This is a genomic window from Actinocatenispora sera, assembly GCF_018324685.1.
Classification (GTDB): domain Bacteria; phylum Actinomycetota; class Actinomycetes; order Mycobacteriales; family Micromonosporaceae; genus Actinocatenispora; species Actinocatenispora sera.
In genome coordinates this window covers 740,726-767,120 of record NZ_AP023354.1, presented here as the reverse complement: position 1 = coordinate 767,120, position 26,395 = coordinate 740,726, and the positions used below count along the sequence as shown (strand labels likewise).

At 73.5% G+C, this 26,395-nt stretch carries 24 protein-coding genes and 1 riboswitch; of the genes, 10 read left to right on the top strand and 14 right to left on the bottom strand.

The genetic code is table 11. The features are described from left to right. Positions 1-9: 9 nt before the first annotated feature. Positions 10-1,008: a C40 family peptidase gene (locus Asera_RS03510; protein WP_157035167.1), complete on the bottom strand. Its 999-nt coding sequence runs from the start codon at positions 1,006-1,008 to the stop codon at positions 10-12. An 11-nt stretch (positions 1,009-1,019) separates the two neighbouring features. Then, positions 1,020-1,191, bottom strand: a riboswitch (cyclic di-AMP (ydaO/yuaA leader). Positions 1,192-1,611: 420 nt separating this feature from the next. On the opposite strand from Asera_RS03510, the gene Asera_RS03505 reads away from it, so the two are divergent. From Asera_RS03505 to Asera_RS03495, 3 genes are all read left to right on the top strand, one after another. Then, positions 1,612-2,775 (top strand): aldo/keto reductase, encoded by a 1,164-nt coding sequence (locus Asera_RS03505; protein WP_084132784.1) that lies wholly within the window; start codon positions 1,612-1,614, stop codon positions 2,773-2,775. A gap of 101 nt (positions 2,776-2,876) precedes the next feature. Then, positions 2,877-4,118: an aminotransferase family protein gene (locus tag Asera_RS03500; RefSeq protein WP_030449451.1), complete on the top strand. Its 1,242-nt coding sequence runs from the start codon at positions 2,877-2,879 to the stop codon at positions 4,116-4,118. Between the two features lie 275 nt (positions 4,119-4,393). Next, entirely contained in the window at positions 4,394-5,347 is a 954-nt protein-coding gene (locus Asera_RS03495) for a threonine ammonia-lyase (protein ID WP_030449452.1), read from the top strand. Positions 5,348-5,414: 67 nt separating this feature from the next. Here the strand turns inward: Asera_RS03495 and Asera_RS03490 are convergent, their stop codons facing one another. Continuing rightward, positions 5,415-6,347, bottom strand: coding sequence for an NADP-dependent oxidoreductase (locus Asera_RS03490; RefSeq protein ID WP_030449453.1), 933 nt, complete (start codon positions 6,345-6,347; stop codon positions 5,415-5,417). Positions 6,348-6,473: 126 nt separating this feature from the next. Next, a complete protein-coding gene (locus Asera_RS03485) occupies positions 6,474-7,163 on the bottom strand; it encodes a dienelactone hydrolase family protein (RefSeq protein ID WP_051802994.1) in 690 nt (229 codons plus the stop codon). A gap of 85 nt (positions 7,164-7,248) precedes the next feature. On the opposite strand from Asera_RS03485, the gene Asera_RS03480 reads away from it, so the two are divergent. Further along, positions 7,249-7,701, top strand: coding sequence for a MarR family winged helix-turn-helix transcriptional regulator (locus Asera_RS03480; RefSeq protein WP_051802995.1), 453 nt, complete (start codon positions 7,249-7,251; stop codon positions 7,699-7,701). 64 nt (positions 7,702-7,765) lie between these two features. Here the strand turns inward: Asera_RS03480 and Asera_RS03475 are convergent, their stop codons facing one another. Continuing rightward, on the bottom strand, positions 7,766-9,889 hold the full coding sequence (locus Asera_RS03475) for a S9 family peptidase (RefSeq protein ID WP_425305936.1): 2,124 nt from the start codon (positions 9,887-9,889) through the stop codon (positions 7,766-7,768). Positions 9,890-10,010: 121 nt separating this feature from the next. Between Asera_RS03475 and Asera_RS03470 the strand changes: the two genes are divergently transcribed. After that, positions 10,011-11,891 (top strand): serine/threonine protein kinase, encoded by a 1,881-nt coding sequence (locus tag Asera_RS03470; RefSeq protein ID WP_157035168.1) that lies wholly within the window; start codon positions 10,011-10,013, stop codon positions 11,889-11,891. After that, positions 11,888-14,353, top strand: coding sequence for an FHA domain-containing protein (locus tag Asera_RS03465; RefSeq protein ID WP_169745918.1), 2,466 nt, complete (start codon positions 11,888-11,890; stop codon positions 14,351-14,353). Before Asera_RS03470 ends, Asera_RS03465 begins: the two co-directional genes overlap by 4 nt. Positions 14,354-14,445: 92 nt before the next feature. Here Asera_RS03465 and Asera_RS03460 read toward each other — a convergent pair whose 3' ends face one another. The 8 genes from Asera_RS03460 to Asera_RS03430 form a co-directional block, all read right to left on the bottom strand. After that, positions 14,446-15,051, bottom strand: a complete 606-nt coding sequence (locus Asera_RS03460) for a response regulator transcription factor (RefSeq protein WP_030449459.1) — start codon at positions 15,049-15,051, stop codon at positions 14,446-14,448. Next, positions 15,048-16,286, bottom strand: coding sequence for a sensor histidine kinase (locus Asera_RS03455; protein ID WP_157035169.1), 1,239 nt, complete (start codon positions 16,284-16,286; stop codon positions 15,048-15,050). The genes Asera_RS03460 and Asera_RS03455 overlap by 4 nt, the downstream gene beginning before the upstream one ends. Positions 16,287-16,334: 48 nt before the next feature. Continuing rightward, entirely contained in the window at positions 16,335-17,066 is a 732-nt protein-coding gene (locus tag Asera_RS03450) for an ABC transporter permease (RefSeq protein ID WP_030449461.1), read from the bottom strand. Further along, on the bottom strand, positions 17,063-17,983 hold the full coding sequence (locus Asera_RS03445; RefSeq protein WP_051802997.1) for an ABC transporter ATP-binding protein: 921 nt from the start codon (positions 17,981-17,983) through the stop codon (positions 17,063-17,065). The genes Asera_RS03450 and Asera_RS03445 overlap by 4 nt, the downstream gene beginning before the upstream one ends. Positions 17,984-18,161: 178 nt before the next feature. Next, a complete protein-coding gene (locus Asera_RS33500; RefSeq protein ID WP_280529697.1) occupies positions 18,162-18,284 on the bottom strand; it encodes a hypothetical protein in 123 nt (40 codons plus the stop codon). Between the two features lie 89 nt (positions 18,285-18,373). Then, on the bottom strand, positions 18,374-18,859 hold the full coding sequence (locus tag Asera_RS03440) for a hypothetical protein (RefSeq protein ID WP_030449463.1): 486 nt from the start codon (positions 18,857-18,859) through the stop codon (positions 18,374-18,376). 211 nt (positions 18,860-19,070) lie between these two features. Next, a complete protein-coding gene (mshD, locus tag Asera_RS03435) occupies positions 19,071-19,988 on the bottom strand; it encodes a mycothiol synthase (RefSeq protein WP_030449464.1) in 918 nt (305 codons plus the stop codon). A 226-nt stretch (positions 19,989-20,214) separates the two neighbouring features. Further along, positions 20,215-20,991 (bottom strand): winged helix-turn-helix transcriptional regulator, encoded by a 777-nt coding sequence (locus tag Asera_RS03430; protein ID WP_051803011.1) that lies wholly within the window; start codon positions 20,989-20,991, stop codon positions 20,215-20,217. Positions 20,992-21,189: 198 nt separating this feature from the next. On the opposite strand from Asera_RS03430, the gene Asera_RS03425 reads away from it, so the two are divergent. From Asera_RS03425 to Asera_RS03415, 3 genes are all read left to right on the top strand, one after another. Then, positions 21,190-23,391 carry a hypothetical protein gene (locus tag Asera_RS03425; RefSeq protein WP_084132760.1) on the top strand — a complete coding sequence of 734 codons (2,202 nt, stop codon included), beginning with the start codon at positions 21,190-21,192 and terminating at the stop codon, positions 23,389-23,391. 139 nt (positions 23,392-23,530) lie between these two features. Next, complete coding sequence (locus tag Asera_RS03420; protein WP_169745919.1) at positions 23,531-24,310, top strand: LmeA family phospholipid-binding protein; 780 nt, start codon at positions 23,531-23,533, stop codon at positions 24,308-24,310. A 79-nt stretch (positions 24,311-24,389) separates the two neighbouring features. Next, a complete protein-coding gene (locus tag Asera_RS03415) occupies positions 24,390-24,863 on the top strand; it encodes a thioredoxin family protein (RefSeq protein WP_244843720.1) in 474 nt (157 codons plus the stop codon). A 24-nt stretch (positions 24,864-24,887) separates the two neighbouring features. Here the strand turns inward: Asera_RS03415 and Asera_RS03410 are convergent, their stop codons facing one another. Beyond that, positions 24,888-25,184 carry a hypothetical protein gene (locus Asera_RS03410; RefSeq protein WP_157035170.1) on the bottom strand — a complete coding sequence of 99 codons (297 nt, stop codon included), beginning with the start codon at positions 25,182-25,184 and terminating at the stop codon, positions 24,888-24,890. Continuing rightward, positions 25,184-25,393 (bottom strand): hypothetical protein, encoded by a 210-nt coding sequence (locus Asera_RS03405; protein ID WP_030449470.1) that lies wholly within the window; start codon positions 25,391-25,393, stop codon positions 25,184-25,186. The genes Asera_RS03410 and Asera_RS03405 overlap by 1 nt, the downstream gene beginning before the upstream one ends. 465 nt (positions 25,394-25,858) lie before the next feature. Between Asera_RS03405 and Asera_RS03400 the strand changes: the two genes are divergently transcribed. After that, positions 25,859-26,365, top strand: coding sequence for a DUF4395 domain-containing protein (locus Asera_RS03400; protein WP_051803000.1), 507 nt, complete (start codon positions 25,859-25,861; stop codon positions 26,363-26,365). The last annotated feature ends 30 nt before the right edge of the window (positions 26,366-26,395 follow it).

The window sequence follows — 26,395 nt, the reverse complement described above, 5'->3', positions numbered from 1 at the left end:
GTCGCGGTGTCAGGGTCGAACCGCCCCGTACCAGGAACCGGGGTAGTCGAGCGTGGACACCTTGACGTACTCACCGGGCTGCGGCGCGTGGATCACGTAGCTCGTGCCGTCGTACCTGCCGATGTAGATGGCGACGTGCTCGCCGCCGTTGTAGAACACCAGGTCACCCGGCTGCAGGTCGGCCCGGGTGACGTGCGGGAACGCCGCGTACTGGCTGTAGGTGTAGGCGCGCATGTGCACGCCGGCGGCGGCCCAGGAGGCCGAGGTCAGCCCGGAGCAGTCGAAGGTGTTCGGCCCTGCGGTCGCCCACACGTACGGGTCGCCGAGGTGGGCGATCGCGTAGCGCACCGCGACGCCGCCCGGCCCGGGGATGTAGGGCATCTGCGGCAGCGCGGTGCCGGTGTTCTTCCGGGCGGCCGCCGTCTTCATCCACTGCTTCTGCATGGTGGCCATGTCGGACTGAAGCTTCTTCTTCTGCGCCGAGAGCTTCTTGGCCTCCGCCTTGTTGCTGGCGATGAGCTTGTCGTACTTGGCCTTCGAGGCGTCGAGCCTCTTCTTCGCCTTCTCGTACTTGGCGACCTTGGCGTGCTGATCGGCGGCCATCCGGTCCAGTGTCGCCATCTGGTCGAGCATGGTGGTCGGCGAGCCGTACTTCAGCATCGAGTTGAGGGCGGACAGGTTGCCGCCCCGGTAGGCGGCGGCCGCGTACGTGCCGACCTCCTTGTACATCGCGTCGACCTTCTTCTCCAGCGGCGCGATCTGCTTGCCCAGCTGCTTGGACTTCCGCTCGTTCTTCGCGAGCGCGTCCTCGTTCTGCTTCAGCTTCTCGCCGTTGGTCTCCATCTTGGACCAGGTCGAGTCCATGCCGTGTTCCAGCTGCGAGGCGGACGGATCCGCGTGCGCGGCGGTCGGCCCGACCAGGCCGACACCGACGGTGGCGCAGACGGCGGCAGCGAGCAAAGCAAGCGCGCGCCGGGTTGGGCGCGCAATGGTCCCCGCTACTGACACCAGTAGCTCACTCCTTCTCCCGCAACCGCCTACCGGGTTAGCTGACGGGTTCGGGCGGGAAGAAGTGAGTTCGCCCTACCACCGGCTCTCCGGGAGAGCTGGCGGATTCACCCCGGATGGACGCCGCGGACGGCATCCGTTGGATCCCCGGCTCGCCGAGCGACGACTCGGCGGTGCCCGTTCGGCGCCACCGGTTTGATGGCAGACTCCCGACCGGACCGCCCAAGAGTACGGATACCGCCGAGTGCCGTTCAACCCTGCGTGATCTGTTTGGCTTTGCCGGCTGGTCAGCGGTCACCGCGCTCTCGTGTGCGGACACCTGGGGTAACGAACCCGTTATCGTGCCGTTACGAGTGGCCGGCCGAGAAGGTACCCGGAAGAACGGCACCACCAGGTAAATCGCCGCAGAGTCGGAGCGCCCCGCGGTCCGTCATGTGGGAATGGCCACAGCACTCCGGGCGATGCTGCGCTCCGCGATCGACGCGCCACCAACCGTTTGCCGATCCACAGAATCCCGGTACGCGACCAGCTCCGGTGCACGAGAGTGGAGAGGTGACGGCGGCGCTGGGCACGCGCCGGCGTACCGGCGAGGGGGTGGCGTCGATGCCCGCTAGCGATCTGCCGACCCGCCGCCTGGGTCGTACCGACCTGCACATCACCCGGGTCGGCTTCGGCGCCTGGGCGATCGGCGGCGCGGGCTACGCGTACGGCTGGGGACGGCAGGACGACGGCGACTCGGCGGCGGCGATCCGGTACGCGGTGGAGCACGGGGTCAACTGGATCGACACCGCACCGGTGTACGGGCTGGGCCACTCCGAGGAGATCGTGGGCGCGGCGCTCGCCCCGTACGCCGAGCCGGACCGGCCGTACCTGTTCACCAAGTGCGGCCTGACCTGGGACGAGACCGAGCGCAGCCGGCCACCGCGCGCGGCCGGCGCACCGAAACAGCTGCGCCGGGGCCTGGAGGGCTCGCTGCGCCGGCTCGGCGTCGAGCGCATCGACCTGTACCAGCTGCACTGGCCGCGGGCTGCCGGCGTACCGCGCGCGGAGACCTGGCAGACGCTGCTCGACCTGCGCCAGGAGGGCAAGGTTCGGGCGGTCGGGCTGTGCAGCCAGAACATCGCCGGGTTCGCGGCCGCCGCGACGCCGGGCCGGCCGGACGCCGCGCAACCGCCGTTCTCCGCGGTCGACCGGGAGGCGGCCGAGGGGCTGCTCGGCTGGTGCGCGGCGAACGAGGTCGGCGTGCTCGCCGCCAGCCCGATGCAGTGCGGCCTGCTGACCGGCGCGTTCACCCGGGACCGGGTGGCCGCGCTGCCGGCCGACGACTGGCGCCGCGGCGACGGCGAGTTCGTCGGCGCCGCGCTGGACCGCAACCTCGACCTGGCCCGGCGGATGGGCGACGTGGCACACCGCCGCGGCCGTACCCTCGCCGCCGTCGCGGTCGCCTGGACGCTGGCGTGGCCCGGGGTGACCGGCGCGATCGTCGGCGCCCGCCGGCCCGACCAGGTACGCGACTGGCTGCCGGCCGCCACCGAGCCGCTGGACGGCGACGACCTCGACGAGATCGCCGAGGCGATCGAACGCTCCGGTGCCGGAACCGGGCCGACCCGCCCACCGGTCCCGGTCGACCCACCGCCCGCCGCCGCGCCGACCTCGCCGGGGCCGAGCCTGGCCGAACCGGCGCCGCTACCGTCGGCGGCCGCCGACGGGACATACCGGGTCACGACGGACCGGTCGCGCGGTGATCTGCTCGCCGAGCCGTCCTGAGCCGCCGCCCGCGACGCCGGCACTCCAGCCCCGCCCCGTCTCCGACCACGCCGCCGGCCGCGCGGTACGGTCGCCGCAACGGCGGTACGAGGGGGTTGAGGATGGGCGCGTTCTGGCATCCGTTCGCGGACATGGGCGACGTCGAGTCGGCGGGGGAGTTCGTGCTCTCCCGCGGCGAGGGCGTCTGGGTGTTCGACGAGAACGACCGCCGCTACCTGGACGCGACCGCCGGGCTGTGGTTCGCGAACGTCGGGCACGGCCGGCGCGAGCTGGCCGAGGCCGCCGCCGACCAGCTGCGCACCCTGGCCGCCTACTCCTCGTTCGGTGACATGGCGGTGCGCACCACGATCGACGCGGCCGAACGGGTCGCGTCGCTCGCCCCGATGCCGAACGCGAAGGTCTTCTTCACCTCCGGCGGCTCCGACTCGGTGGACAGCGCGGCGAAGCTCGTCCGCCGGTACTGGCACGAGCTCGGCGCGCCCGAGCGCACGGTGCTCATCTCCCGGACCAACGCGTACCACGGGATGCACGTGGCCGGCACCGCCCTCGCCGGGATCCCGGGCAACCGGGCCGACTACGGCGAGCTGATGGCCGACACCGCGGTGGTCGACCGGGACTCGGTGGACGAGCTGCGCGCCACGATCGAACGGATCGGCCCCGGCCGGGTCGCCGCGTTCTTCTGCGAGCCGGTGATCGGCGCCGGCGGCGTGTACCCGCCGGCCGAGGGCTACCTGACCGCCGCCCGCCAGGTGTGCCGGGAGTACGGCGTGCTGTTCGTCGCCGACGAGGTGGTCACCGGGTTCGGCCGGATCGGCGGCGACTGGTTCGCCAGTACCCGGTTCCACCTCGAACCCGACCTGATCACCTGCGCCAAGGGCATCACCTCCGGGTACCTGCCGCTCGGCGCGGTGATCGCCGCCGAGCACGTGGCCGAGCCGTTCTTCCGTCCCGGCGCCGGGGTGTGGTGGCGGCACGGCTACACGTACTCGGGGCACCCGGCGGCGTGCGCGGTGGCGCTGCGCAACCTGGACCTGCTGGAGCGCGAGCAGCTGCTCGCCGAGTCGAAGCGGCTGGAGTCCAGCCTGGCCAAGCAGCTCGGCCGGCTCACCGAGCACAACCTCGTCGCCGAGGTACGCGCCGGTGTCGGCGCGGTCGCCGCGGTCCAGCTCACCGAGCCGGCGCTGGCGCCGCAGCTGGTCAAGGCGCTGCGCAAGCAGGCGGTGACCACCCGCGCGGTCGGCGCCGGTGGCATCCAGGTGTCCCCGGCCTTCGTGATGTCCGACGACGAGGTACGCCTGCTCGCCGACGGCATCTGGGCCGCCCTCACCGACCTCCGCCGCTGACCGCGCCCCGCCCCGGTGTCGGCCAGGCCCCCGGTGAGTTGATCAAGGCCCCAGTGCGTTGATCAAGGCCCCAGTGAGTTGATCAAGGGATCGCGACGCGTTCTTCTCGGTCGACGTGACCGGATCCCTTGATCAACTGCCTGGGCCCTTGATCAACCGGGTGGTGCAGCTCGGCGCGGCGGGCGGGGCTGCTGTGAGATCTGCCGCGGACCGGCCCGGTCGCACGATCCAGGCGGCAGGATCACAGGCGGAACGTACGAAGAGGGGGCTGCGCCATGAAACTGGTGACCATCGACGACATCCGCGCCGCCGCGGAGGTTCTCACCGGCGTCGTGGTCCGCACCCCGCTGCTGCCCCAGCCGTGGTCGCAGCCCGGCCGGCAGCTCTGGCTCAAGCCCGAGAACCTGCAGCCGGTCGGCGCGTTCAAGCTGCGCGGCGCGTACCACGCCATCGCGGTGCTGCCCGACGAGGCGCGCAAGGCCGGTGTCGTCACCCACTCGTCCGGCAACCACGGCCGTGCGGTCGCCTACGCCGCGGCGCTGTTCGGGGTGCCCTCCGTCGTGGTGATCCCGGACGTTGCGCCGCCGATCAAGATCGAGGCGGTCCGCGAGCTCGGCGCCGAGGTCGTCCTGGTGCCCGGCAGCGAGCGCGCCGACGCCACCGAGCGGATCGCCGCCGAGCGGGGGATGGCGGTGATCCCGCCGTTCGACCATCGGGACGTGATCGCCGGCCAGGGCACCGTCGGGCTGGAGATCCTCGCCGACGCCGCGGACGCCGACGTGGTACTCGTGCAGGTCGGTGGCGGCGGTCTCGCCTCCGGCGTGAGTACCGCGATCAAGGCGCTCTCGCCGCAGACCGCGGTGTACGGGGTGGAGCCGGCGGTCGCGCCGGACGCCCGGGACTCGCTCGCCGCCGGCCGACTGGTGCCCTACCCGGACGAGCAGCGGTACGCGACGATCGCGGACGGGATGCGCACCGGGCTGTCCGAGCTGACCCTGGCGCACCTGACCGCGCACCTGGACGGCATCGTCACCGTCGCCGAGGACGAGATCCGGGACGCGGTGGGGGTGCTCGCCCGCCAGGCGAACCTGGTCGCCGAACCGTCCGGTGCGACCACCCTCGCCGCCTACCTGCACCACGCCGACGAGCTGCCGTCCGGCCGCACCGTCGCCGTCGTCTCCGGCGGCAACCTCGACCCGGCCCAACTGGCCACCCTGGTCGCCCCCTGACGGCAAGCGGCCGGTTGGCGTCCAGCTCACGTCCCCGGCCAGCTGGCCGCCGTCGTCGGCGGCTGACTCACGGCGTCAGCACGATCTTTCCCCTCGTACTGCCGGTCTCGATCAACCGGTGCGCGTCGGCGGCACGCGCGAACGGGAAGACGTGTTCCCCGTACACCCGCAGCCGGCCCTCCTCGACCAGCTCGACCAGGTGGTCGAGCCCGGCAGGGTCGGGCTCCACGCCGATTCCGGCGAACCGCCGGCCGGCTTGCTCGGTACGCTCCGCCAGTGCGGCGTCGTGGTGGCCGACGATGGTCAGCAGCAACCCTCCCGGCCGGAGCACGTCGATCGACCGCTCCGCGGTGGCGCCCCCGACGGTGTCCAGCACCACGTCGACGTCCTTGACCGCGGTGTCGAAGTCCACCGCGCGGTAGTCGATCACCTCGTCCGCGCCGAGCGAGGCGACGAAGTCGCGCTTGGCGCCGCTGGCCGTCGCGATCACGTAGCCCCCGCGCGCTTTCGCGATCTGTACCGCCAGGTGCCCGACCCCGCCGCCGCCGGCGTGGACGAGTACCCGCTCGCCGGCGGTCAGGTGAGCGGTGTCCACCAGGCTCTGCCACGCGGTCAGTCCCGCCAGCGGCAAGGCGGCGGCCGAAACGTGGTCGAGGACGGCCGGCTTGCGGACGAGCTGCCGCGCCGGCACCGCCACGTACTCGGCGTAGGCGTCGACCCGACGGGGAAACAGCGGCAACCCGAACACCTCGTCGCCGACGGCGAACCGGGTCACCCCGTGCGCCCTCGCCGTGACCACGCCGGACACGTCCCAGCCCAGCGTGAAGGGCGGCTGCCCGTACTGCGGGAAGCGCCCGGCCCGGATGTTCGCGTCGACCGGGTTCACCCCGGCGGCCCGCACCTGCACGAGCACCTCGGTCGGCAACGGTACGGGCGGCTCGGCCTCGGCGAGCTCCAGCACCTCCGGGCCGCCGAACACCCGTTGGGTCACCATGCGCATGTCGATCTCCTCTGTTGGCAGGGGTGGGAGCCGTGGAGCGCGCCCGGTTCCGGCTCGCCGGACGCGACCCACGGCGGCTCCAGGGGTTTCTCGGAGTTCCCGGATCGCGCGGGCAGCTCGGCCGGTTCAGTCGACGCCGGCCCGGACCGGCGGGAGGTGCGCGGCGAAGAACGACTCGATGCGCTGCCACGCGTCGGCGGCCTCCGGTCCGCGGAACCCCGCGCGGGCGACGACCCGGGCCGGCAGCACCGGCTTGGTGCGGTTGAGGAAGCCGTGACCCGCCTCGGGGTACTCCCGGACGTCGTGTTCCACGCCGATCTCGGTCAGGGTGGTGCTCAGCGTGTCGGCCGCGCCGCGCAGCGTGCGGTCCAGGCCGCCGTACGAGCCGACGATCGGGCACGCGCCGGCGAGCACCTCGGTGGCGTCCTTCGGCACCTGCCCGTAGTTGACCGCGGCGACCGCGTAGTCCGACTGGGCGGCGGCCAGCAACGCGAACCCACCGCCCAGGCAGAAGCCGATGATGCCGATCCGGCCGGTGCAGTCCGGCCGGTCGAGCAACCACTGTCGCGACTGCTCGACGTCGGTGAAGGTCTGGCCGCTCTGGGCGGACAGGTCGCGGAAGGAGCGGACCAGGCAGCGCAGCCGCGGGCCGCGGTGCAGGTCGGGGGCGAAGGCCAGGTAACCGGTGCGGGCCAGCCGCTCGCAATGGGCCCGGATGTCGTCGTTCAGCCCGTACGCCTCGTGGATGACGACGACGCCGGGCCAGGGGCCACGGCCGGACGGAGTGGCCAGGTGGCCGGCAGGTTCGACACTCATGCCTCGTCCAATTGATGATATGTGAACTGATGACTAGTCATGAGTAAAGCATGACCAGTCACCGATCACAAGTAGGATCGCGGTCATGGTGGAAGTTCTGGAGCTGGCCCAGGCGGTCAAGGCCGCGTACCGGGAGATCGACCGGCGCGCCAACGACGCCTACCGGCCGCTGGGCGTGACCAACGCGCAGGCCGAGGCGATCCTGATCATCGGAGCGCGGGAGCCGCTCGCGCTCCGGGAGCTCGGCGCGCTGATCATCGCCGAGTCCGGCCACCCCAGCCGGCTCGTCGACCGGCTCGTCGCGGCCGGCCACGTCGACCGGCGCACCCCCGCCGACCGGCGCCGGGTCGAGCTGAGCCTGACCGCGTCCGGCCGGAAGTTGGTGCCCGAAATCCTGGCGGCGCAACGGGAGTTGCTCGAGTGGGGGGCCGAGCGGCTGGCCGGGCACGACGTGCCGGCCGCGGTGGCCACGCTGCACGCCGTCTTCGCCGACGGCCCGCTGGCCGACGTACTCGCCTGCCGCGCCACTTCATCGTGACGCAGACCCTAGCGCGCCGGCGCGCTGGCCACCCATCGCGCCGGCGCGGTTCAGGCTGTCCGGTTCAGCGGGCCACGGTGTCGATGATCCAGGCGTAGCAGCGGGCCCTGTCGTGCCAGGCCTGGTAGCGGCCGGACCGCCCGCCGTGACCCGCCTCCATCTCCGTCCACAGCAGCACGTTCGACGCGCCGTTCGCGCGCAGCCTCGACACCCACTTGGCCGGCTCGTGGTAGAGCACCCGGGTGTCGTTGAGGCTCGTCTCGACGTAGATCGGCGGGTAGTTCGACGCGTCCGCGGCGACGTTCTCGTACGGCGAGTACGACTTCATGTAGCGGTAGACCTCGGCGTCGTGCAGCGGGTCGCCCCACTCGTCCCACTCGATGACCGTCAACGGCAGCGACGGGTCGAGGATCGAGTTGAGCGCGTCGACGAACGGCACCGCCGCGTAGATCGCGCCGAACGCGTCGGGCGCCTCGTTGACCACCGCGCCCATCAGCAGCCCGCCGGCCGAGCCGCCCAGCGCGGCGAGCCGCGGCGTCGAGGTCCAGCCGGCCTCGACCATCCGGCGGGCGCACGCGACGAAGTCGGCGAAGGTGTTCTTCTTGTGCAGCATCTTGCCGTCCTCGTACCACCGGCGGCCCAGCTCGCCGCCGCCGCGGATGTGCGCGATGGCGTACACGAAGCCTCTGTCCAAGAGGGACAGCCGGTCGATCTGGAAGCCGGGGTCGATGGAGATCTCGTACGAGCCGTAGCCGTAGAGCAGGCACGGCGCGCTGCCGTCGCGCACCAGGTCCTTGCGTGCCACCACCGAGATCGGCACCTTGGTGCCGTCCGGCGCGGTCGCCCACTCGCGGAACTGCTCGTACTGGTCCGGGTCGTAGCCGCCGAGCACCGGCTGGCGCTTGCGCAGCACCAGGTGCCGCTGCGCGAGGTCGTAGTCGTACACCGAGCGCGGCGTCACGAGCGAGGCGTAGGTGAGCCGGAACGTGCCGGTGTCGTACTCCAGGTTGGCGTCCGGCTCGACCGTGTAGATCGGCTCGGTGAAGGCGATATCGTGTGGCGTGCCGAGCGCGCCGTCGGCGCCGAGCGGGTACACCCGCAGGCCGGTGAGCACGTTGTGCCGGCGGTGCACGACGAGGTGGTCGGCGAACACGTCGAAGTCCAGCAGCCGGGTGTCCGCCGCGTGCTCGATGATCGGCGTCCAGTCGCCCGGCGCGTCCACCGGCGCCGCGGCGAGCGCGAAGTTCTCCCCGCCGCCCACCTCGGAGTCGTTGTGCAGCACCAGGAACCGGTCTTGTCCATTGTGGATGATCTGGTGGTCGACCTCGTACTCGACGTCCTGCTTACGGGCCCGCACCAGTGTCGGCGTGCCGGTCGGGTCGTCCGCGGCGAGGTAGCGGACCTCGCTGGTGACCTTGCTGTGCGACTCGATCAGCAGGTACCGCTCCGAGCGGGTCAGGCCGACGCCGACCCAGAACCGCTCGTCCGGCTCCTGGTAGACCACCACGTCCTCGGCCGCCTTGGTACCGATCCGGTGCCGCCACACCTTGTCCGGCCGCCACGCGTCGTCGACGGTCAGGTAGAACAGGTGCGTCGAGTCGGCCGACCAGGCCGCGCCGTACGACGTGTTCGGCACCTCGTCGTCGAGCAGCTCGCCGCTGGGCAGGTCCTTGACCCGCAGCGTGAAGCGCTCGTCGCCGGCGTAGTCGTCCGCGTAGGCCAGGTAGCGGCCGTCGGCGGTGACGGTGAAGGTACCGAGGGCGAAGAAGTCGTGACCGTCGGCGAGCTCGTTCTCGTCCAGCAGGACCTGCTCGCCGGGCACCGGAACGCCGGGCTGGATCACGGGCGGCGTCGGATCGTCGCCGGCCGCCACCCGGCACCGGATCGGGTACTGCTGACCCTCGACCGTGCGGGTGTAGTACCACCAGCCGTGCCGCCGGGCCGGCACCGACAGGTCGGTTTCCTGCACCCGGCTCTTGATCTCGGTGAAGATCTCGTCCCGCAGGCTCGCCTCGCCCGCGGTCGCCCGCTCGGTCCAGGCGTTCTCCGCGGTCAGGTACGCGATCGTGTCCGGATTGTCCTTCTCGGCCAACCAGGCGTACTCGTCCACCACCGTGTCGCCGTGCTGCGTCCGCTCGCTGGCCACCCGCTTCGCCGCCGGCGGCTCCGCCATCGCACCCTCGCTCATCTGCGCCACGCTACCGCCGGCGCCGCCGAATTCGCGGGCGCGGCGCGGCCGGAGTCGTACCGTCGCGGGCCGGGCCACGCGCCGGGGCTGGCGGGATGCGGTCGTCTGGCACGATATCCGCATGCCCGAGCAGCTCTCGGATCACTTCTGCGGACCACCGGACGCTCCGGATCGCTACCTGCTGCGCGAACGGCGCTCCAGCGGCGGCGAGGGGGAGATCTGGAGTGCGGTCGAGCAGCACGCCAACTTCTCCTTCCGGTACGCCGTGAAGATCATCCACGCCGACCACCAGGACGACTCCGGCCGCTGGCTGGAGAACCTGCGGCTGCAGTCCGCGCTGCTCACCCAGCTGGAGCACCCGTCCCTGGTGAAGGTGCGCGAGGTCTTCGTGGGCGCGCCGCCGCACCCGCACGGCGCGCCCGACGCGGCCGCGGGGTCCCGGCTGTACCTGGTGATGAAGTGGATCGAGGGCCGCAGCCTGCAGGAACTGCTGGAGGCGGGCGAGCTGCGCGGCCCGGCCGCGCTGGACCCGCTGGCGCCGGTCGCGGAGGCGATCGACTACCTGCACAGCGGGCGCGACACCGACGGCCAGCCGGTGCTGCACCGCGACATCAAGCCGGCCAACATCCTGCGCGCCGACGACGGCCGGGTCTACCTGGTCGACTTCGGGCTGGTCCGGTTCGCCGGCGCGGCCACCATGTCGAAGGTGTCCGGGACGGTGCCCTTCATGGCACCGGAGTCGCTGCACCGCGGCGAGTACGGCCCGGCCAGCGACCGCTACTCGCTGGGCGCGAGCCTTTACTACATGCTCACCCGGGAGCTGCCCGTCCCCGGCGACACCGACGCCATGCAGCAGCGGCTCGCCGCCGCGCTCGGCGCCGGCCAGGACCGGATGGTGCAGGGCATCCTGTCGATGATGGCGGTCAGCCCCACGCACCGGCCGGCGTCCGCGCAGCAGTGGCTGCACGCGCTGCGTACGCCGGTCGCCGAGACCACCCTCGGTGCCCCGGCGCCGCCCGTCCCGCCGCCGACGCCCGCGCCGCCGCGGATCACCGCCGAGACGGTGTTCGGCGGTGCGACCTCGTCGCCGCCACGGTCGGCGCCGCCGAACCCGTCCGCCGCACCGGTACCGCCGTCGGTCCCCGGCCCGGTGCCACCGTCGGTGACCGGCGTACCCACCTCGCTCGGTGCCCCGGCGGCGTCCCGGATGCCACCCCCCGGGTACCGGCCGGCGCCGCCGCGCGGCGCGCCACCGCCACCGGTGGCGCCGTTCCCGGGCACGGCGCAGCCGTGGCAGCCGGCGAAGAAGCGGAAGCTGTCCGGCGGCAAGATCGCCGCGATCGTGGCCGGTTCGGTCGGCCTGGTCGTGGTTGCCAGCTGCGTCGGGCTGGGCATCCTCGGCTACCGCGAGGGCCAGCGCGATTCGGGTAGCGGCGGCCACAACCCGGACGCGAGCGCCTCGGTCGACCACAAGCACCCGCCGCCGACCGCCGCCCGGCTCAAGCGGATCCAGGTGTCGGTCGGGCAGATCGAGCAGGCCACCGGCGCGGAGTCCTACGGGATCGAGGCCAGCGAGAGCAAGGACCGGCTGCTCGGCGGGCTGGATCAGTTCAAGCCGTGCGCGGAGGGCACCGTCGACGGTGCCGCGATCGGGTCGCAGACCAGCAACGGCTTCTCGTACTACACCGACGACGAGACCGCGTACGCGTCGTCCTCGGTGGTCGGCTTCTACGGCACCGCGTCGAGCAAGTTCTACACGGCGGCGAAGCAGTCGTTGCAAAGGTGCGGCTGGAACACGTTCGAGATCGGCAAGATCGGCCAGCAGTCGGTCGGCTACACGCGCCATCTCGACGACGGCGAGTACGGCCCGACCACGCTGGTGCTGGTCCGGTCGGGGCAGGTGGTGTTCGAGCTCACCCTCACCGCCAAGTCCGGGGGAGCCCAGGTGCAGGCGGAGCAGCTCGCCACCGCGATGGCCAAGTACCTGCCGGAGGAGAAGTGACCGAGCTGCTCGTCGGCGTCGGCGGGGCGGAGCACCGGTTCGACGCCGGGGGCCCGGCCGCGATCGTGGGCCGGGACCCGCTCTGCCAGGTGGTGATCGACGACCCGCTGGTGTCCCGGCAGCACCTGGCGCTGGAGTGGGCCGACGGCCGCTGGTGGGTCCGCGACCTGGGCAGCAGCAACGGTACGTTCCTGAACGGTCGCCGCGTGCAGCGCGTCCCGGTGGAGCAGTCGGTGGCGTTGCTGCTCGGCAATGCCAGTACCGGCGTGCCGATCCAGCTCCGGCCGGCCTCCGTGGTGTCGCCGACCGTCGTACCGGGCCGGCCCGGTGGCGTCCCGGAGACCGTCGTACCGGGCCGGCCCGACGGCGCCCCGGCGACCGTGCCGCGCCCCGTGCTCGGCATGCCGCCGCCCGCCGCCCGTACCCCGAACGCGCCGCCGGCCTCCCCGGCACCGGCCGGGCCGGCGCCGCAGGTGGCGGTGGTGCCGCCGTCGGTCGTCGGCCGCACCCCGTCCGGGTCGTACCGGGCGGGCGAGGTGGTGCGGATCGGCCGCGACGCGGCGAACGACATCGTGCTCACCGACCTGCTGGTGTCCCGGCGGCACGCCGAACTCCGCCGGGTCGACCGGGGGTACGAGGTGGTCGACCTCGGCACCCGCAACGGCACGTTCGTCAACGGCCAGCGGGTGTCCTTCTCGCTGCTGCGGCCCGGCGACGTGGTCGGCGCCGGGCACCATCAACTCGTCTTCGACGGCACCATGCTGTACGAGTACGTGGACACCGGGCGGGTGTCGCTGCGCGCCGAGTCGCTCACCGTCACCGCCGGGCCGCACACGCTGCTGGCCGAGGTCGGGTTCGAGCTGCCCGAGTCGAGCCTGCTCGCGGTGGTCGGGCCGAGCGGCGCGGGCAAGTCCACCCTGCTCGGCGCGCTCACCGGCATCCGGCCCGCGACCCGCGGCACCGTCCGCTACCAGGAACGCGACCTGTACGCGGAGTACGACGACCTGCGGCACCGGATCGGCCTGGTGCCGCAGGACGACATCCTGCACCGGCAGCTCACCGTGCGCCGCGCCCTGCGGTACGCGGCGGCGTTGCGGTTCGGCGCCGACGTCTCGGCGCGCGAACGCGACCAGCGCATCGACGAGGTGCTCGCCAAGCTCGGCCTGACCGAACGCGCCGACCAGCGGATCAGCACCCTCTCCGGCGGTCAGCGCAAGCGCACCTCGGTGGCGCTGGAGCTGCTCACCGAGCCGTCCCTGCTGTTCCTGGACGAGCCGACGTCCGGGCTGGACCCGGCGCTGGACCGGGACGTGATGCTGGCGCTGCGCGACCTCGCCGACGGTGGCCGCACCGTCTGCGTGGTCACCCACAGCGTGCTGCACCTGAACCTGTGCGACCGGATCCTGGTACTCGGCCGGGGCGGTCGGGTCTGCTACTTCGGCCCGCCGGACGGGCTGCTCGCGTTCTTCGGCGCCCAGGAGTACGCGGAGGTGTTCGAGCGGGTCGCCACCGAGCCGGAGGCATGGGCCGACCGGTTCCAGCAGCACGCGACGCCGCGCACGCCGGTCGAGCCGACCGCCCGGATCGCGCCGCCGCCCCCGGCGGGCGACCCGGACGCGCCAGGCGCCGCGAGCTCCCGGCAGGGGTTCTGGCGGCAGCTGGCGATCGTCGCCCGCCGCACCATCGCGGTCACCCTCGCCGACCGGCTGTACGCGTCGCTGCTGGTCGGCCTGCCGCTCGGGCTGGCGCTGCTGGCCCACCTGGTGCCCGGCGACGACGGCCTGGCGAAGCCGGCCAACGCGCTGCACCGCTCCGCCGAGGCGGGCCAGCTGCTGACCATCCTGGTGATCGGCGGCGTGTTCATGGGGCTCGCCGGCGGCATCCGCGAGCTCGTCGCCGAGCGCGCCATCTACCGGCGAGAACGTGCGGTCGGCCTGTCCCCCGGGGCGTACCTGGGTGCCAAGCTGGTGGTGTTCGCGGTGCTGAACGCCGCGCAGGCGACGGTGTTCGTGCTGGTCGCGCTGTGGGGCGCGAAGCGGCCGGCCGCGGCGCTGGTGCTCGGCTCACCGACCGTCGAGCTGGTCGCCGCGGTCGCGCTGGTCACCCTCGCCTCGACCGTGCTCGGCCTGCTGATCAGCGCGTACGTGTCGACCACGGAGCAGACCATGCCGGTCCTGGTCGGGCTGGTCATGGCGCAGCTGGTACTCAGCGGTGGGCTGTTCGCGGTCGCCGGCCGGGCGGTCGTCAGCCAGCTGTCCTGGCTCGCCCCGGCCCGGTGGGCCTACGCGGCGGCCGCGGCCACCGTCGACCTCAAGAAGGTCATGCCCGACCCACCGGACGACACGCTGTGGGACCACGACTCCGGCCGGTGGCTCATCGCCGCCGGCGTGCTGGTCGGCCAGACCATCGTGCTGCTGATCGCCACCCGACTCGCCCTCCGCCGCCACGAACCCGGCCGCTGACCTCGCCGGTACCCGGTCCGACCGGTGCCGTCTGCCGGGGCACGGCGATGCCTGCTGTGGTCCGTGCAGAAGGCGCCGCGGGCACGGGCGGGTCAGAGCCAGCCGTTGGTGCGGGCGGCGTTGAGGGCCTCGATCCGGTTGCGGGTGCTGGTCTTGCCGATGGCGGCGGACAGGTAGTTGCGCACCGTGCTCTCGGACAGGTGCAGAGCGCGGGCGATGTCGGCGATCGTGGCGCCGTCGGCGGAGGCGGCGAGCACGTCGCGTTCCCGGGCCGACAGCGGGTTCGGGCCGGCCCGCAGGGCCGCCGCCGCGAGCGTCGGATCGACCACCGTCTCGCCGGCGACCACCCGGCGGATCGCGTCGGCGAGCTGCTCGACCGGGCTGTCCTTGATCAGGAAACCGCGGGCGCCGGCGTCCATCGCCCGGCGCAGGTAGCCGGGGCGGCCGAACGTGGTGACGATCAGCACCCGGCAGGACGGTACGGCGGTGGCCAGCTCGGCCGCCGCGTCCAGGCCGCTGCGGCCGGGCATCTCGATGTCGAGCACCGCGACGTCGGGCGTCAGCCGTACGCAGGCGTCCACGACCTCGTCGCCGCGGGCGAGCAGCCCGACCACGTCGATGTCGTCTTCCAGCTCCAGCAGGGTGGCCAGCGCGCCACGCATCATGCCCTGGTCTTCGGCCAGCAGTACCCGGATCACTCGTCCATCCTGCCAACCGTCACCGGGACGGTCGCGGTCAGCGTGAACCCGTGCCGGCCGGCGGCGGTGTGTACCGTGCCGCCGGCGGCACCGAACCGCTCCGCCAGCCCGCGCAGCCCGTTCCCCCCACCCATCCCGCCGAGCGGCTCGAACCGGGCGGCAGCCGTCGGCGGCCCGGACGCGCCGTCCGGGCCGGGCGAGCCCGCGCCGGTACCGTCGTCGGCGACCTGCAGGATCGCCCGGTCGTCGGCGTAGCGCAGGCTGATCGTGCAGTGCGTCGCCGCCGAGTGCCGGATCACGTTGGTGGTCGCCTCCCGTACCGCCCAGCCGAGCAGGGCGTCCGCCGCCTCGTCCGGGTCGCCGGCGGCGCGGCGCACGGTGGCGGTGATGCCGGCGTCGGCGAGGGCGGCCCGGGCGCCGTCGAGCTCCGCGGCGAGGCCGCGCTGCCGGTACCCGGTGACCGCCTCGCGCACCTCCACCAGCGCCTGCCGGCCGATCGTCTCGATGTCGGCGGCCGCCGCGGCGGCCTTCGCGGCGTCCCGGTACGCCAGCCGCCGCACCACCTGCGCCTTGACCACGATCACCGAGAGGGTGTGGCCGAGCAGGTCGTGCAGGTCACGGGCGAACCGGACCCGCTCGTCGGCGACGGCGCTGCGCGCCAGCTCCTCACGCGCCTCCCGCAGCAGCCCGATCGTGGTGAAGAACCGCCGCATGATGAACATGACCAGGCCGGACATCCAGGCGGCCAGCGCGATGGTGACGTAGTCGAGTCCGCCATGCCCGCCGAGTACCACGATCACCAGCGACGAGACCGCCAGCACGCCGAGGAACGCCGGTACCACCATCGGCAGGATCATCGCCGCGGCCTGCGCCGGCAACACCACGAGCAGGCCGCCCGAGCCGGGGATCGTCCGCCCGAGCGCCAGCGCCAGTGCCAGCAGCGGGAGCAGCAGCAGGTACCGGGTGAGCTGGGCCAGGCCGGTCGGCGGCAGGCGCATCGCGACGGTCATCGTCGCGCCCATCGCGATGACCCCGACCGCGGCCAGCCACTGGCCGTCGAGCACCGCCACGATCAGCGGGAACACCAGCAGTGCCAGCCAGACGACGATGCCGGCGCGGCCGATCTTGCCGTCCGGCCCCCGGTCGGTGCCGTTGCGTAGCTTGTCCCGCGAGCGGGCCAGCGAGCGCGCCTCGACCGCGTCGACCCGCCGCGCCAGCCGTGCCAGCCAGTTCATGCCGCTCCCGGTGCCGTGGCCGCCGATCACGAGTTCCCCACCAGTCTCTCAGGCGGCGCGTCGACCGGCCCGCCGGTACGCGACCAGCGCCAGCGCCGTGAACGCCCCCAGCCAGCCGACCAGTACCGCGATGTCGGTCAGGTGCGGCGCGTGGTGGAACGCGATCTGCCGGGAGATGTTCGCATATCCGAAGGTGGGGACGAACTGGCTGACCATGCGCAGGGCGTGCGGGAACAGCGTGGCCGGCATCCACAGCCCGCCGAGGATCGACATGGCGAAGTTCAGCAGCATCGTGACCGGGCCCGCCGCGGGTACCGACACCAGGTAGCCGACGCCGAGGCCGAGCAGCGCGAACGGGGCCAACCCCAGCCAGAGCAGCGCGATCACCCCGACCCACTGGATCATCGGCAGGTGCACGCCGTTGAGCACGCCACCGACCACGCAGACCACGAGGATGCCGGGCAGCCCGGCGAGCATCCCGGTCAGCCCGCGGGCCACCACGACCCGGCGCGCGTCCAGCGGGGTGATCCGCAGCTGCCGCAGCCAGCCGTTCGAACGGTCGGCGACCACCGACATGCCGTTGGTCAGCGCGGCGCCCACGGCACCGAACCCGGCCATGCTGACCATCAGATAGACCGCGACCTGCTGGCGTTCCGCGCCGGACCCGCCGTACAGGTTGGAGATCACCAGGTACATCACCAGCGGCATGGCCAGGCTGGACATCAGGTAGCTGGGGCTGCGCAGCAGCCGGCGGATCTCGAGCTTCAGGTAGCCGGTCATCGCTGTGCTCCTTCGAGGATCGCTTCGGTGCCGTGCTCGGCGGTCAGGGCGAGGTAGGCGTCCTCCAGCCGGGCGCCGCGGACCTCCAGCTCGCGCAGCAGGCCGGACTCGGCGAGGGCCAGTACGGTGGCGTCCGCGTCGTCGGTGGCCAGGTAGGCGCGGTCGCCGCGGATCTCCACCGCGGTGACGGCCGGCAGCCGGTCCAGCCCGGCGGTGCCGTTCGCGGGTACGGCGATGCCGACGTTGTGGGTGGCAACCGAGCGGCGGATCGCGGCCGGGGTGCCGTCGGCGATCAGCCGACCGCCGGCGATCACCACGACCCGGTCGGCGCTCTCGTCCGCCTCCTCCACGTAGTGGGTGGAGAACAGCACCGTGTGCCCGGCCCGGGCGTACCGGCGCATCGCGCGCCAGAAACCGTGCCGGGACTCGACATCCATCGCCGCGGTCGGCTCGTCCAGCACCAGCAGCTCCGGCCGGCCGGCGATGGCGGCGGCGAACTTCACCCGCTGCGACTGGCCGCCGGACAGCTTCTCCAGCCGCCGGCCGGTCAGGCCGTCCAGGTCGGCCAGCCGGACCAGCTCGTCGAACGGCATCGGGTTCGGGTAGAGCCCGCGGACGAAGCCGAGCAGCTCGGCCACGGTGACCCGGGGCAGCAGCTCCGTCTCCTGCAGCATGGCGCCGACCTTGCCGGCCGTGCTGGCCGCGTTCGGGCTGGTACCGAACAGCTCGACCCGGCCGGTGTCCGGGGCGAGCAGGCCGAGCATCATCGCGATCGAGGTCGACTTGCCCGCGCCGTTCGGGCCGAGCAGGGCCACCGTCTGGCCACGACCGATGGTCAGGTCCAGGTCGGACACCGCCCGTACCTGGCCGTAGCGGAAGGACACTCCGCGAAACCGCACCGCATCCGTGTTCTGCATGGCTACGACGCTACGAATCCGCCGACCCCGCCGGCAGGCGTACGTGTCCCCACTCCGCCAGGACAAATGTCCTGCCCCGATCGCCGCCGCGCCCGCCGGGCCGACATCGGCGCTGAGATCGAGCCGACGGCGGCGGCTCAGTAGACGCCGGGCCGCAGCGCCACCTGGGCGTCTCCGGTCAGCCGGGCAGCAGCCGGTTGGTACCCGAGTGCAGGTCCAGCACCCGGGTCAGCTCGGTGGTACCGACGACGAGGTCGTCGTCGCCCACCCACCACATCGCCTGCACGGTGCCGGTGCCCATCCGGTACGAGCGGTGCCCGGTACCGGTCAGGTCGACGGTGAGGACCGTGCCGTCGGGCTGCGGGAACGCGGCCCGGGTGCCCGCCGCGTTCAGCGCGCCGGACGCGAGCGGCGCCGGCTCGTACCCGTCCCGGCGCTGCCGAGCACGGCCACCGTGGCGATCCGGCGCATCCGGGCGTCGTCACCCAGTACCAGCACGACCGAGGTCCGGGGCGGCACCTGCGGCCAGCCGGCCGGGTATGCCGCGAACAGCCCGAGCGCGTGCCGGACCGGACGGGTGGACAGAGGTTCGGCGTGCGCCGGGTCGGTGTCGATGGTGCGCGGTAGCTGCGTCGCGGCCAGCGGCAGCGAATCCGCCGCGCTGCCGCCGGTGGACCGATGCGCGGACGGCTCTACGGACGCGTACGTGCCGGGCGCCGGGTGGTCGTGCTCGCGCGTCCCGGTGAGCGGCCGGTGCCGAGGAGGGCGACGGCGAGTACCGCGGCAGCGGCGGCGCCGGCGCACCGGCGGCGGCGCCGGCGCACCGCGGCGAGCCGCCAGGAGTACGGCCGGTTTCGCCCCGGATCGGCACCGCACGCCGGACGCTCCCGAGGCCCGCCGGTCCGGGCTGGCCCTGGGCGATGCCGAGCGGTCCGGGTCGCGCCGGTCCGGGCTGGCCCCGGGGCGATGCCGAGCGGTCCGGGTCGCGCCGGTCCGGGCTGGCCCCGGGGCGATGCCGAGCGGTCCGGGTCGCGCCGGTCCGGCCTGGCGGCTGCCGCAGGCGGTGCGGGCGGCAGCGGCGGTGGAGTCAGTCGCCGGCGTTGCGGTGCAGGGCGACGTCGGTGACCCACTGGGTGAAGCCGGCCTTGCGGTACAGCGCCACCGCGCGCGGGTTGTCCTCGTCGACGTAGAGCAGCACGGTGGCCAGGCCGCGGGCGTCCCGCAGGTAGCGCAGCCCGGCCGCGGTCAGCGCCGCACCGAGGCCGCCGCCCTGCGCGTCCGGGTCGATGCCCAGCACGTACACCTCGCCGACCTGATGGTCGCCCTCGTCGTGCACCTTCGTCCAGTGGAAGCCGACCAGCCGGCCGGCGGCGTCCTCGGCGAGCAGGAAGCCGGCCGGGTCGAACCACGGCTCCGCCTCCCGCAGCAGCAGGTCCTCCCGGGTCCACCGGCCCTGGTCCGGATGGTCCGCGAAGGCCCGCCCGTTGACGTGCAGCCAGGCGTCCTCGTCCACGCCGGGCTCGAACGCGCGGATCCGGATCCCCTCCGGTACCGCCACCTCCGGCATCGGCCCGGTCAGGTCCCGGCGCAGCTGCCAGAGCACCCGGTACCGTCGGAAGCCGGCCGGCCAGCCGAGCGCGGTGGCCGACGGATGGTCGCCGTGCGCCCACATGGACAGCGGCGCGTCCGCACCGGCCGCCTCGACCAGCGCGCGCAGCAGGGTTCGTCCCACCCCGCGCCGCCGGTACGCCGGGTGCACCACCAGCTCCGCCTCGCCGGCGGCGACGTCGAGCTGCGCGTACCCGACGAGCACGGTGCCGGCGCGCGCCAGCAGGTGCAGCACGTCGGTACCGCCGTGCGCCAGGCGCAGCCGGAACGACTCGCCGAGTGGCGCGACGCCATCGGCGATCCCGGCGACCTCGGCCAGCTCCGCCACCTCGTCCCGCGCGTCGACGGACACCTGCCCGACCGTGGTCACCGCGATGTCAGCGGCCCCGATACTCATGGCCCCACCGTAATCGCTGCACCCCCGGCCCGTTGATCGAGCGCGCGCCCCGTTGATCAAGGGACCGTGCCGTCGATAGAGCGCGCCGCTGATCAAGGGGCGGTGCCGTTGATCAAGGGGTTGCGACACATCGTTCGCGGAGTACGTGAACCGATCCCTTGATCAACTACCTGGGCCCTTGATCGACTACCGCGGGCCTTGATCAACTACCTGGGCCCTTGATCGACTACCGGGGGCCTTGATCGACTGCGGGGGTCTTGATCGACGGAGCGGGTGCGGGGTCGGTGTCGGGGAGTTGCCGGGGCGGCTGCGCGGCGATGAACTTGTAGCCTACCTGCCGCACCGTGCCGATCATCGACTCGTACTCGCTGCCGAGCTTGGCCCGCAGCCGCCGTACGTGCACGTCGACGGTGCGGGTGCCACCGAAGTAGTCGTACCCCCACACCTCGCGCAGCAGCTGGTCGCGGGTGAACACCCGGCCCGGATGCTGGGCGAGGAACTTCAGCAGCTCGAACTCCTTGTACGTGAGGTCCAGCGGCGTGCCGCGCAGCCGCACCGAGTACGTCGCCGGGTCGATCACCAGGTCGCCGGAGCGCACCAGCTCCGCGTCACCGTCCGCGGCGAGTGCGGCCCGGCCGGCCGCGAGCCGCAGCCGCGCCTCCACCTCGGCCGGCTCGGCGCCGGCCAGTACCACGTCGTCGATGCCCCAGTCGGCGGCGACGGCGATCAGCCCGGCGCCGGTGACGACGGCGATCAGCGGTACGCCCTGCCCGGCCGCGGCGAGCAGCCGGCAGGTGGCGCGGGCACCGGCCAGGTCGGACCGGGCGTCGACCAGCACCGCGTCCGGCGTCGGGCCGGACAGCAGCGCGGAGATGCCGAGTTCGGCCGCGCGGACCTGGTGCGGCAGCAGGTCGAGGGCGGGTAGCACCGGATTGCCGTCGCCGCGGTCCGGTGCCGCGCCGGCCGGGTCGGCGGAGTCGGCGGAGTCGGTGAGGACGAGGATCTCCACGGGATGGGCACCTCCCGCTCGTCCGTCCTGGCGCGCTGGCCGGGACGGCGGCCCGTGGGCCGAGCTGCTCGGGTCTCCCGACGGCGCTGACGGGCTGTTCTGTCGACAAAGGCTACCGGAGGCCGGGGCCGGCGCAGGTTGTGATCGGTCACAGGTTCGCCTCCGGCTGCGGTGCTCTGGCACCATCGCTGCGTGTCCGCGAACCCGCCACCCCGCCCAGCCGGCGACGGAACCGGTCGATACCAGTACGACCCGGACTGGTTCGGCTCGCCCGCCGATCCCGCGCCCGACGGGGTCGTCGAGGACGATCCGCGGTACCGGCCGGCGGATCCATCACCGTCGATGCCGGACGGGACCTCGACGGTCGACTGGTTCGGCGCCGCGCCCGGCCCAGCCGAGCCTCGCGCCGGCCGGTTCCCGGGCGGCGCACCCGGGCCGGACGAGCCCGGCGCTGGCCGTTTCCCGGGCGGCGCACCCGGGCCGGACGAGCCCGGTGCCGGGCGTTTTCTGGGCGGCGCATCGGGGGCGGACGTGCCGTACTTCGGCGCCGCCCCGCCGGACCGGCCGAACCCGCCGCGCGGTGCGGAGCCGGACCCGTTCGCCGACCTGCGGGCGCCCGACCGGTACGCCCCCGAACCGCCCGGCGCCGGCCGCGCCGGCCAGTACGCTAACTCTGTGGGTCGTGACGGTAACCCTGAGTCGCCAGCGTCCGGCCGGGAGGACTGGCCGACGGCCGACGACGACTGGTTCGCCCCACCGTCGACCGGCGACGGCCCGGCTACCGCGTCCCAACCCCGCTACCGCGACGAGCCCGGCCCAGGCACCGCGTCCCAGCCTCGTTACCGCGAGGAGCCCGATCCGGGCACCGCGGCTCAGCCCCGCTACCGCGACGAGCCGGATCCAGCCGGTGCCGCGACATCCCGCTTCGCCGGCAGTCCGGACCGGTACCCCGACGGTGCGGATCACGGTGCCGGCCGGCCCGACAGGTATGCGGGTACGCCGGACGGCTACACCGCCGGACCGGACCGCTACGCCGACAGCCCGGACCGGTGGAGCGCCGAGCCGGACAGGTACCAGGCGCCGCGCGACCGGTACGACGCCGCGCCCTACGAGCCGGGCTCGCCGGAGCCGTACGGCGCCGGGCCACAGTCCGCCGGCCGGTACGACGCAGGGCCGCACGAGCCGGGCTCGTCGGAGTCGTACGGCGCCGGGCCACAGTCCGCCGACCAGTACGGGGCCGGGCCGTACTCGGCCGACCGGTACGACGCGCCCGGCGAGCGTCACGACCCGCGGCCCGACCGTCACGACCCGCGGCCCGACCCCTACCAGGTTGCCGATCCGTACGGCCGCCCACCGGCAGCCGAGGACCCGGCCGACGACACGTACGGCGGGCGGGCGGCCGGCGGGGCTCCGGTCGACGATCCGTACCGCGGGGCGGGCGACCCGTACCGCGGGCAGCCGGAGCCAGCCGGCCGGTACGACGCGCAGGCGCCGGCGGACGGCTGGCCGGCGGCGCCGCCCGCGACCGGACCGGCGGGTGCCGACGCCGCCGCGCCGGTGTCGCTGGAGCCGGTACCGCCGGACCGGGCGGCCGCGGCGATCAACGCCGTGCTGGCGGTCGTGCTGTTCGGGGCGCTGATCGCGGCCGGCCGGGTGGGTTCGCCGGTCGGTCTCGCGGCGTGTGCCCTGATCCAGGTCGTCCTGGTGTCGACCTGGGTGTTCGGCACCCGCCGGCCGGGCCCGGCGGTGGTGGCGGTGGTCGCGCTCGGCGCCGGCTTCGTCGCCGACTGGTTCGCGCAGTACGGCGCGGCGGTCTCGCTCGCGCCGTTCGGATACGTGCTGGCCGGCGGGCTGCTCGCCGCGGCCGCCGGCCAGCTGGCCCGCGGCGCCGGCCGGAACCGGATCACCGACTCGCTGGCGTCGACCATGTTCGCGGTCACGTGCACGGTCGCGGTGCCGGCGGTGGTGATGCTGGCGCGGCTCGACAAAGGGCCGTCCGCGGTGGTCCCGCTGCTGGGCGCCGCCGGTGCCGCGGTGGCGCTCGCCCGGCTGGTCGACCTGGCCTGGCACGCGCCGCGGGCCAGCGCGCCGGTGGCCCGCGGGGTGATCGGGGTGGTCGCCGGCGGGGTGGTGGCCGGCACGGTGGTCGGTTTCGTCGCCGGCCAGCTCGCCGGCCTGCCCGGTTTGCACGCCGCCGTCGCCGGGCTGCTGATGGGGCTGGCCGCGGTACTCGCCGACGTCGGGGTCAGCTTCGGCAGCTCCGGCCGGGAGCTGTCCGGGGAACCGCCGCACCTGTGGCCGGCCCGGTTCGTCCTGGGGCCGGCGGTGGCGGCGGCGCTCGTCGCGCCGGTCGCGTTCGTGCTCGGCTGGCTGGTGCTGCTGCCACCGCAGTGAACCGCCGGCCCGGGCCGCCGGCCCGCGGACCGCTCGCCCCGGGAAAATCTGACGAGATTATCGGCACCTCGCAGGCGATCTGCGTGGTTTGTCGGATGCCGCGCGTTGCGGTGGTGCGGTCATCTGGCAACCTGGGCCCGTGGTTGTGTACGCGAAACCCAAGCGCACCCGGCGCAAGGCGCCGATCGTCCTGCTCGTGCTGCTGATCGTGCTCGTGCTGCTGCTCGTCGCGGCAGACCGCGTCGGCCACTCCGTCGCGGACGACAAGCTGGCCGACCAGGTCGCCGCCCAGGCGCAGAGCAAGGATGTCAAGCTCGGCGTGCCACCGACCGCCGACATCACCGGTTTCCCGTTCCTGACGCAGGTCGCGGCGGGCAAGTACGACAAGATCCTGGTGCACATGCGGGACGTGACGGTGCAGAGCTACGCGATCCCGAAGCTCGACATCACCGCCAACGGCGTGCACGCGAAGACCAGCGACGTGCTCAACGGCAACGGCCCGATCACCGCCGACACCGTCTCGGGTACCGCGACCGTCGGCTGGGGGTACGTCAATCAGGCGGCCAAGGAGCAGCTCGAGCAGGACCAGGTCAAGGACGTGCAGCTGTCCGGACACGACGGCGCGCTCGACGTGCGGATGACCGTCACCGTGCTCGGCCAGGATCTCCAACTCGCCGGTACCGCCAAGCCGACGCTCAACGACGACGGCAAGAGCCTGCGGGTCAGCTTCGCCGGCCTGCACACCACCGGCAAGCTGCCGGACGCGGCGAAGAACATCCTGGACGGCGTGCTCCAGCAGCTCGGCCTGCAGATCAAGCTGCCGACCCTGCCGTACGGGCTGAAGCTGACCCACGTGGACCCGCAGTCCGACGGGCTGCTGGTCACCGCCACGGCCGAGAACGTCACGCTCGCCGAGTGACCACCGCCGTGACCGGCACGACATCGACCGGCCGGCGGCGCACTGTCCGGTTCGCGCCGCGCGCGATACGGTCGACAGCGTGCCGAGCTGGGTGACGGGTGTCGTGGTCGCGGCGGTGGTGTTGGCCGCCGCGACGGTGGCCGGCCTGCTCTGGCAGCGCCGCAACGGTCGGTTGCGCGCGGTGGAGGGGGGCCCGGCGGTGACGGAACAGGATGCCGAGGCCGGCGTGCTGGCCCGGCTCGGCGTGCCGGCGGACGCGCCGGTGACGCTGCTGCAGTTCTCCTCCGCGTTCTGCGCGCCGTGCCGCGCCACCCGGCGGATCTGCGCCGAGGTGGGCGACCAGCTCGACGGCGTGGTGCACGTCGAGGTCGACGCGGAGAGCCACCTCGACGAGGTGCGCGCGCTGAACGTGCTGCGCACCCCGACGCTGTTCGTGGTCGGTGCGGGCCGGCAGATCGTGCAGCGGGCCAGCGGCGCGCCGAGCAAGCCGCAGCTGATCGCCGCGATCGCTCCGCTGCTCACCGCGCCCGCGGGCGCGGGCCAGACCTCCTGACGCCGGCGGCGGCACGCTCGGGGTTCAGAGGTCCAGGCCGCTGCGCAGCATCGCTTCCACGTCGCGCAGCGTCTCCTCGCCGATGTGCGCCTGCGGCGGGCCGGCCAGCCAATCCCGGTACACCCGGGTGAGCGAGCAGCCGTCCGCCCAGCGGCCGTCCGGTAGCCGCACGGTGAGCAGGTCGCCGGAGTCACCGTCGCGCACATCCAGCGCGTACAGCCAGCTGCGGGTGGAGTCGTTGATTCCGTCGGCGGACACGATCAGCACGTCGCGCCGGCGCGGCGACCCCTTCGGTTCGTAGCGGTAGATGGCGCCGCGCATCACGCCGCGCCCTCGGCGGCGAGTAACTCCTGCTCGTCGTACCGGCAGTGCTGCTCGGCGTCGGGCTGCGCGGCGGCGCCGGTGCGCAGCGCCTCCCGCCGGGTCACCGCGGACAGCCAGGCGGACGCCGAGATGCCGGCCCGGGCGGCCACCTGGCGCAGCAGGAAGTCGGCCTCGTCGTCGAACACGATGGTGCGTTTGACGGTCATGGCCGGCAGCGTACCGAGCCGGGCCGAACCGGTCGGACGGTTCGTCACCGGTACGGACGGGTACGTCCCGCCGCTGTCCGCCGATCGGCGCCGTACCGAGAAGAACGGTGAGCGGGGTCACTTCGAGGGTGAGCGACCACGGGTCGGCGTGTTAGCGTCACGGCATGAGCATGCTGCTCACCCGACGCCGGCCGATCGACCATTGCCGCGTCGCCACCTGCCTCTGTCGTCGCCCGGCCTGACCGGCGACGACCGTCTCGCGCACCCCGCAGCTGCTCGATCTGGATTCCGGGCACTCATTCCGCCCGTACTGAGCACGGTGTGCGAACCATCGGTACCGATCTGTTGACTCGCAGTGGATCCGCGGGTCTGATTTCGGCATAGTCGCCGCAAAGACGCGTACTCGTCTGCCGGAGGTGTGCCATGCCGTCATCGTCCGTTTCCGAACCCCAGCCGCCCTCGCCCGTGTCCGAACCCGCCGGGCCGCCCCCGTCGGCCCGGCCGGCCGCCGGGCTGCTCGATCCGCGTGGCCCGCGGTTCGGTGCCTGGGTGACCACCGCGGTGTTCGTCGCCGTCCTGGTACTCGCGTTCGCCTCGCCGCTCGCCGCCGCGATAGTGGCCGGCGTGCAGACGGTCGTGTTCGCGATCGGCGCCTTCGCCGGGCCCAGGTCCGCGCCGTACGGGCTGGTGTACCGCTACGCGATCGCCCCGCGCCGGGGCCGCCCGAGCGAGCTGGAGCCGGTCGCGCCGGTGCGGTTCGCGCAGGCGGTCGGGCTGGTGTTCGGGGCGCTCGCCACCGTCGGGTTCGGTACCGGAGTCGTCGCGCTGGGCGTCGTCGCCGCCGCGCTGGCGCTGGTCGCGGCGTTCCTGAACGCCGCGTTCGGGTTGTGCCTCGGCTGCGAGGTCTACCTGCTGTACCGGCGGGCCACCCACCGCCCGCTCGCCGCCCGTGTCCATCCATCGACCCCCTGACCGCCGCACGTACCATCTAGGGAGAACGCA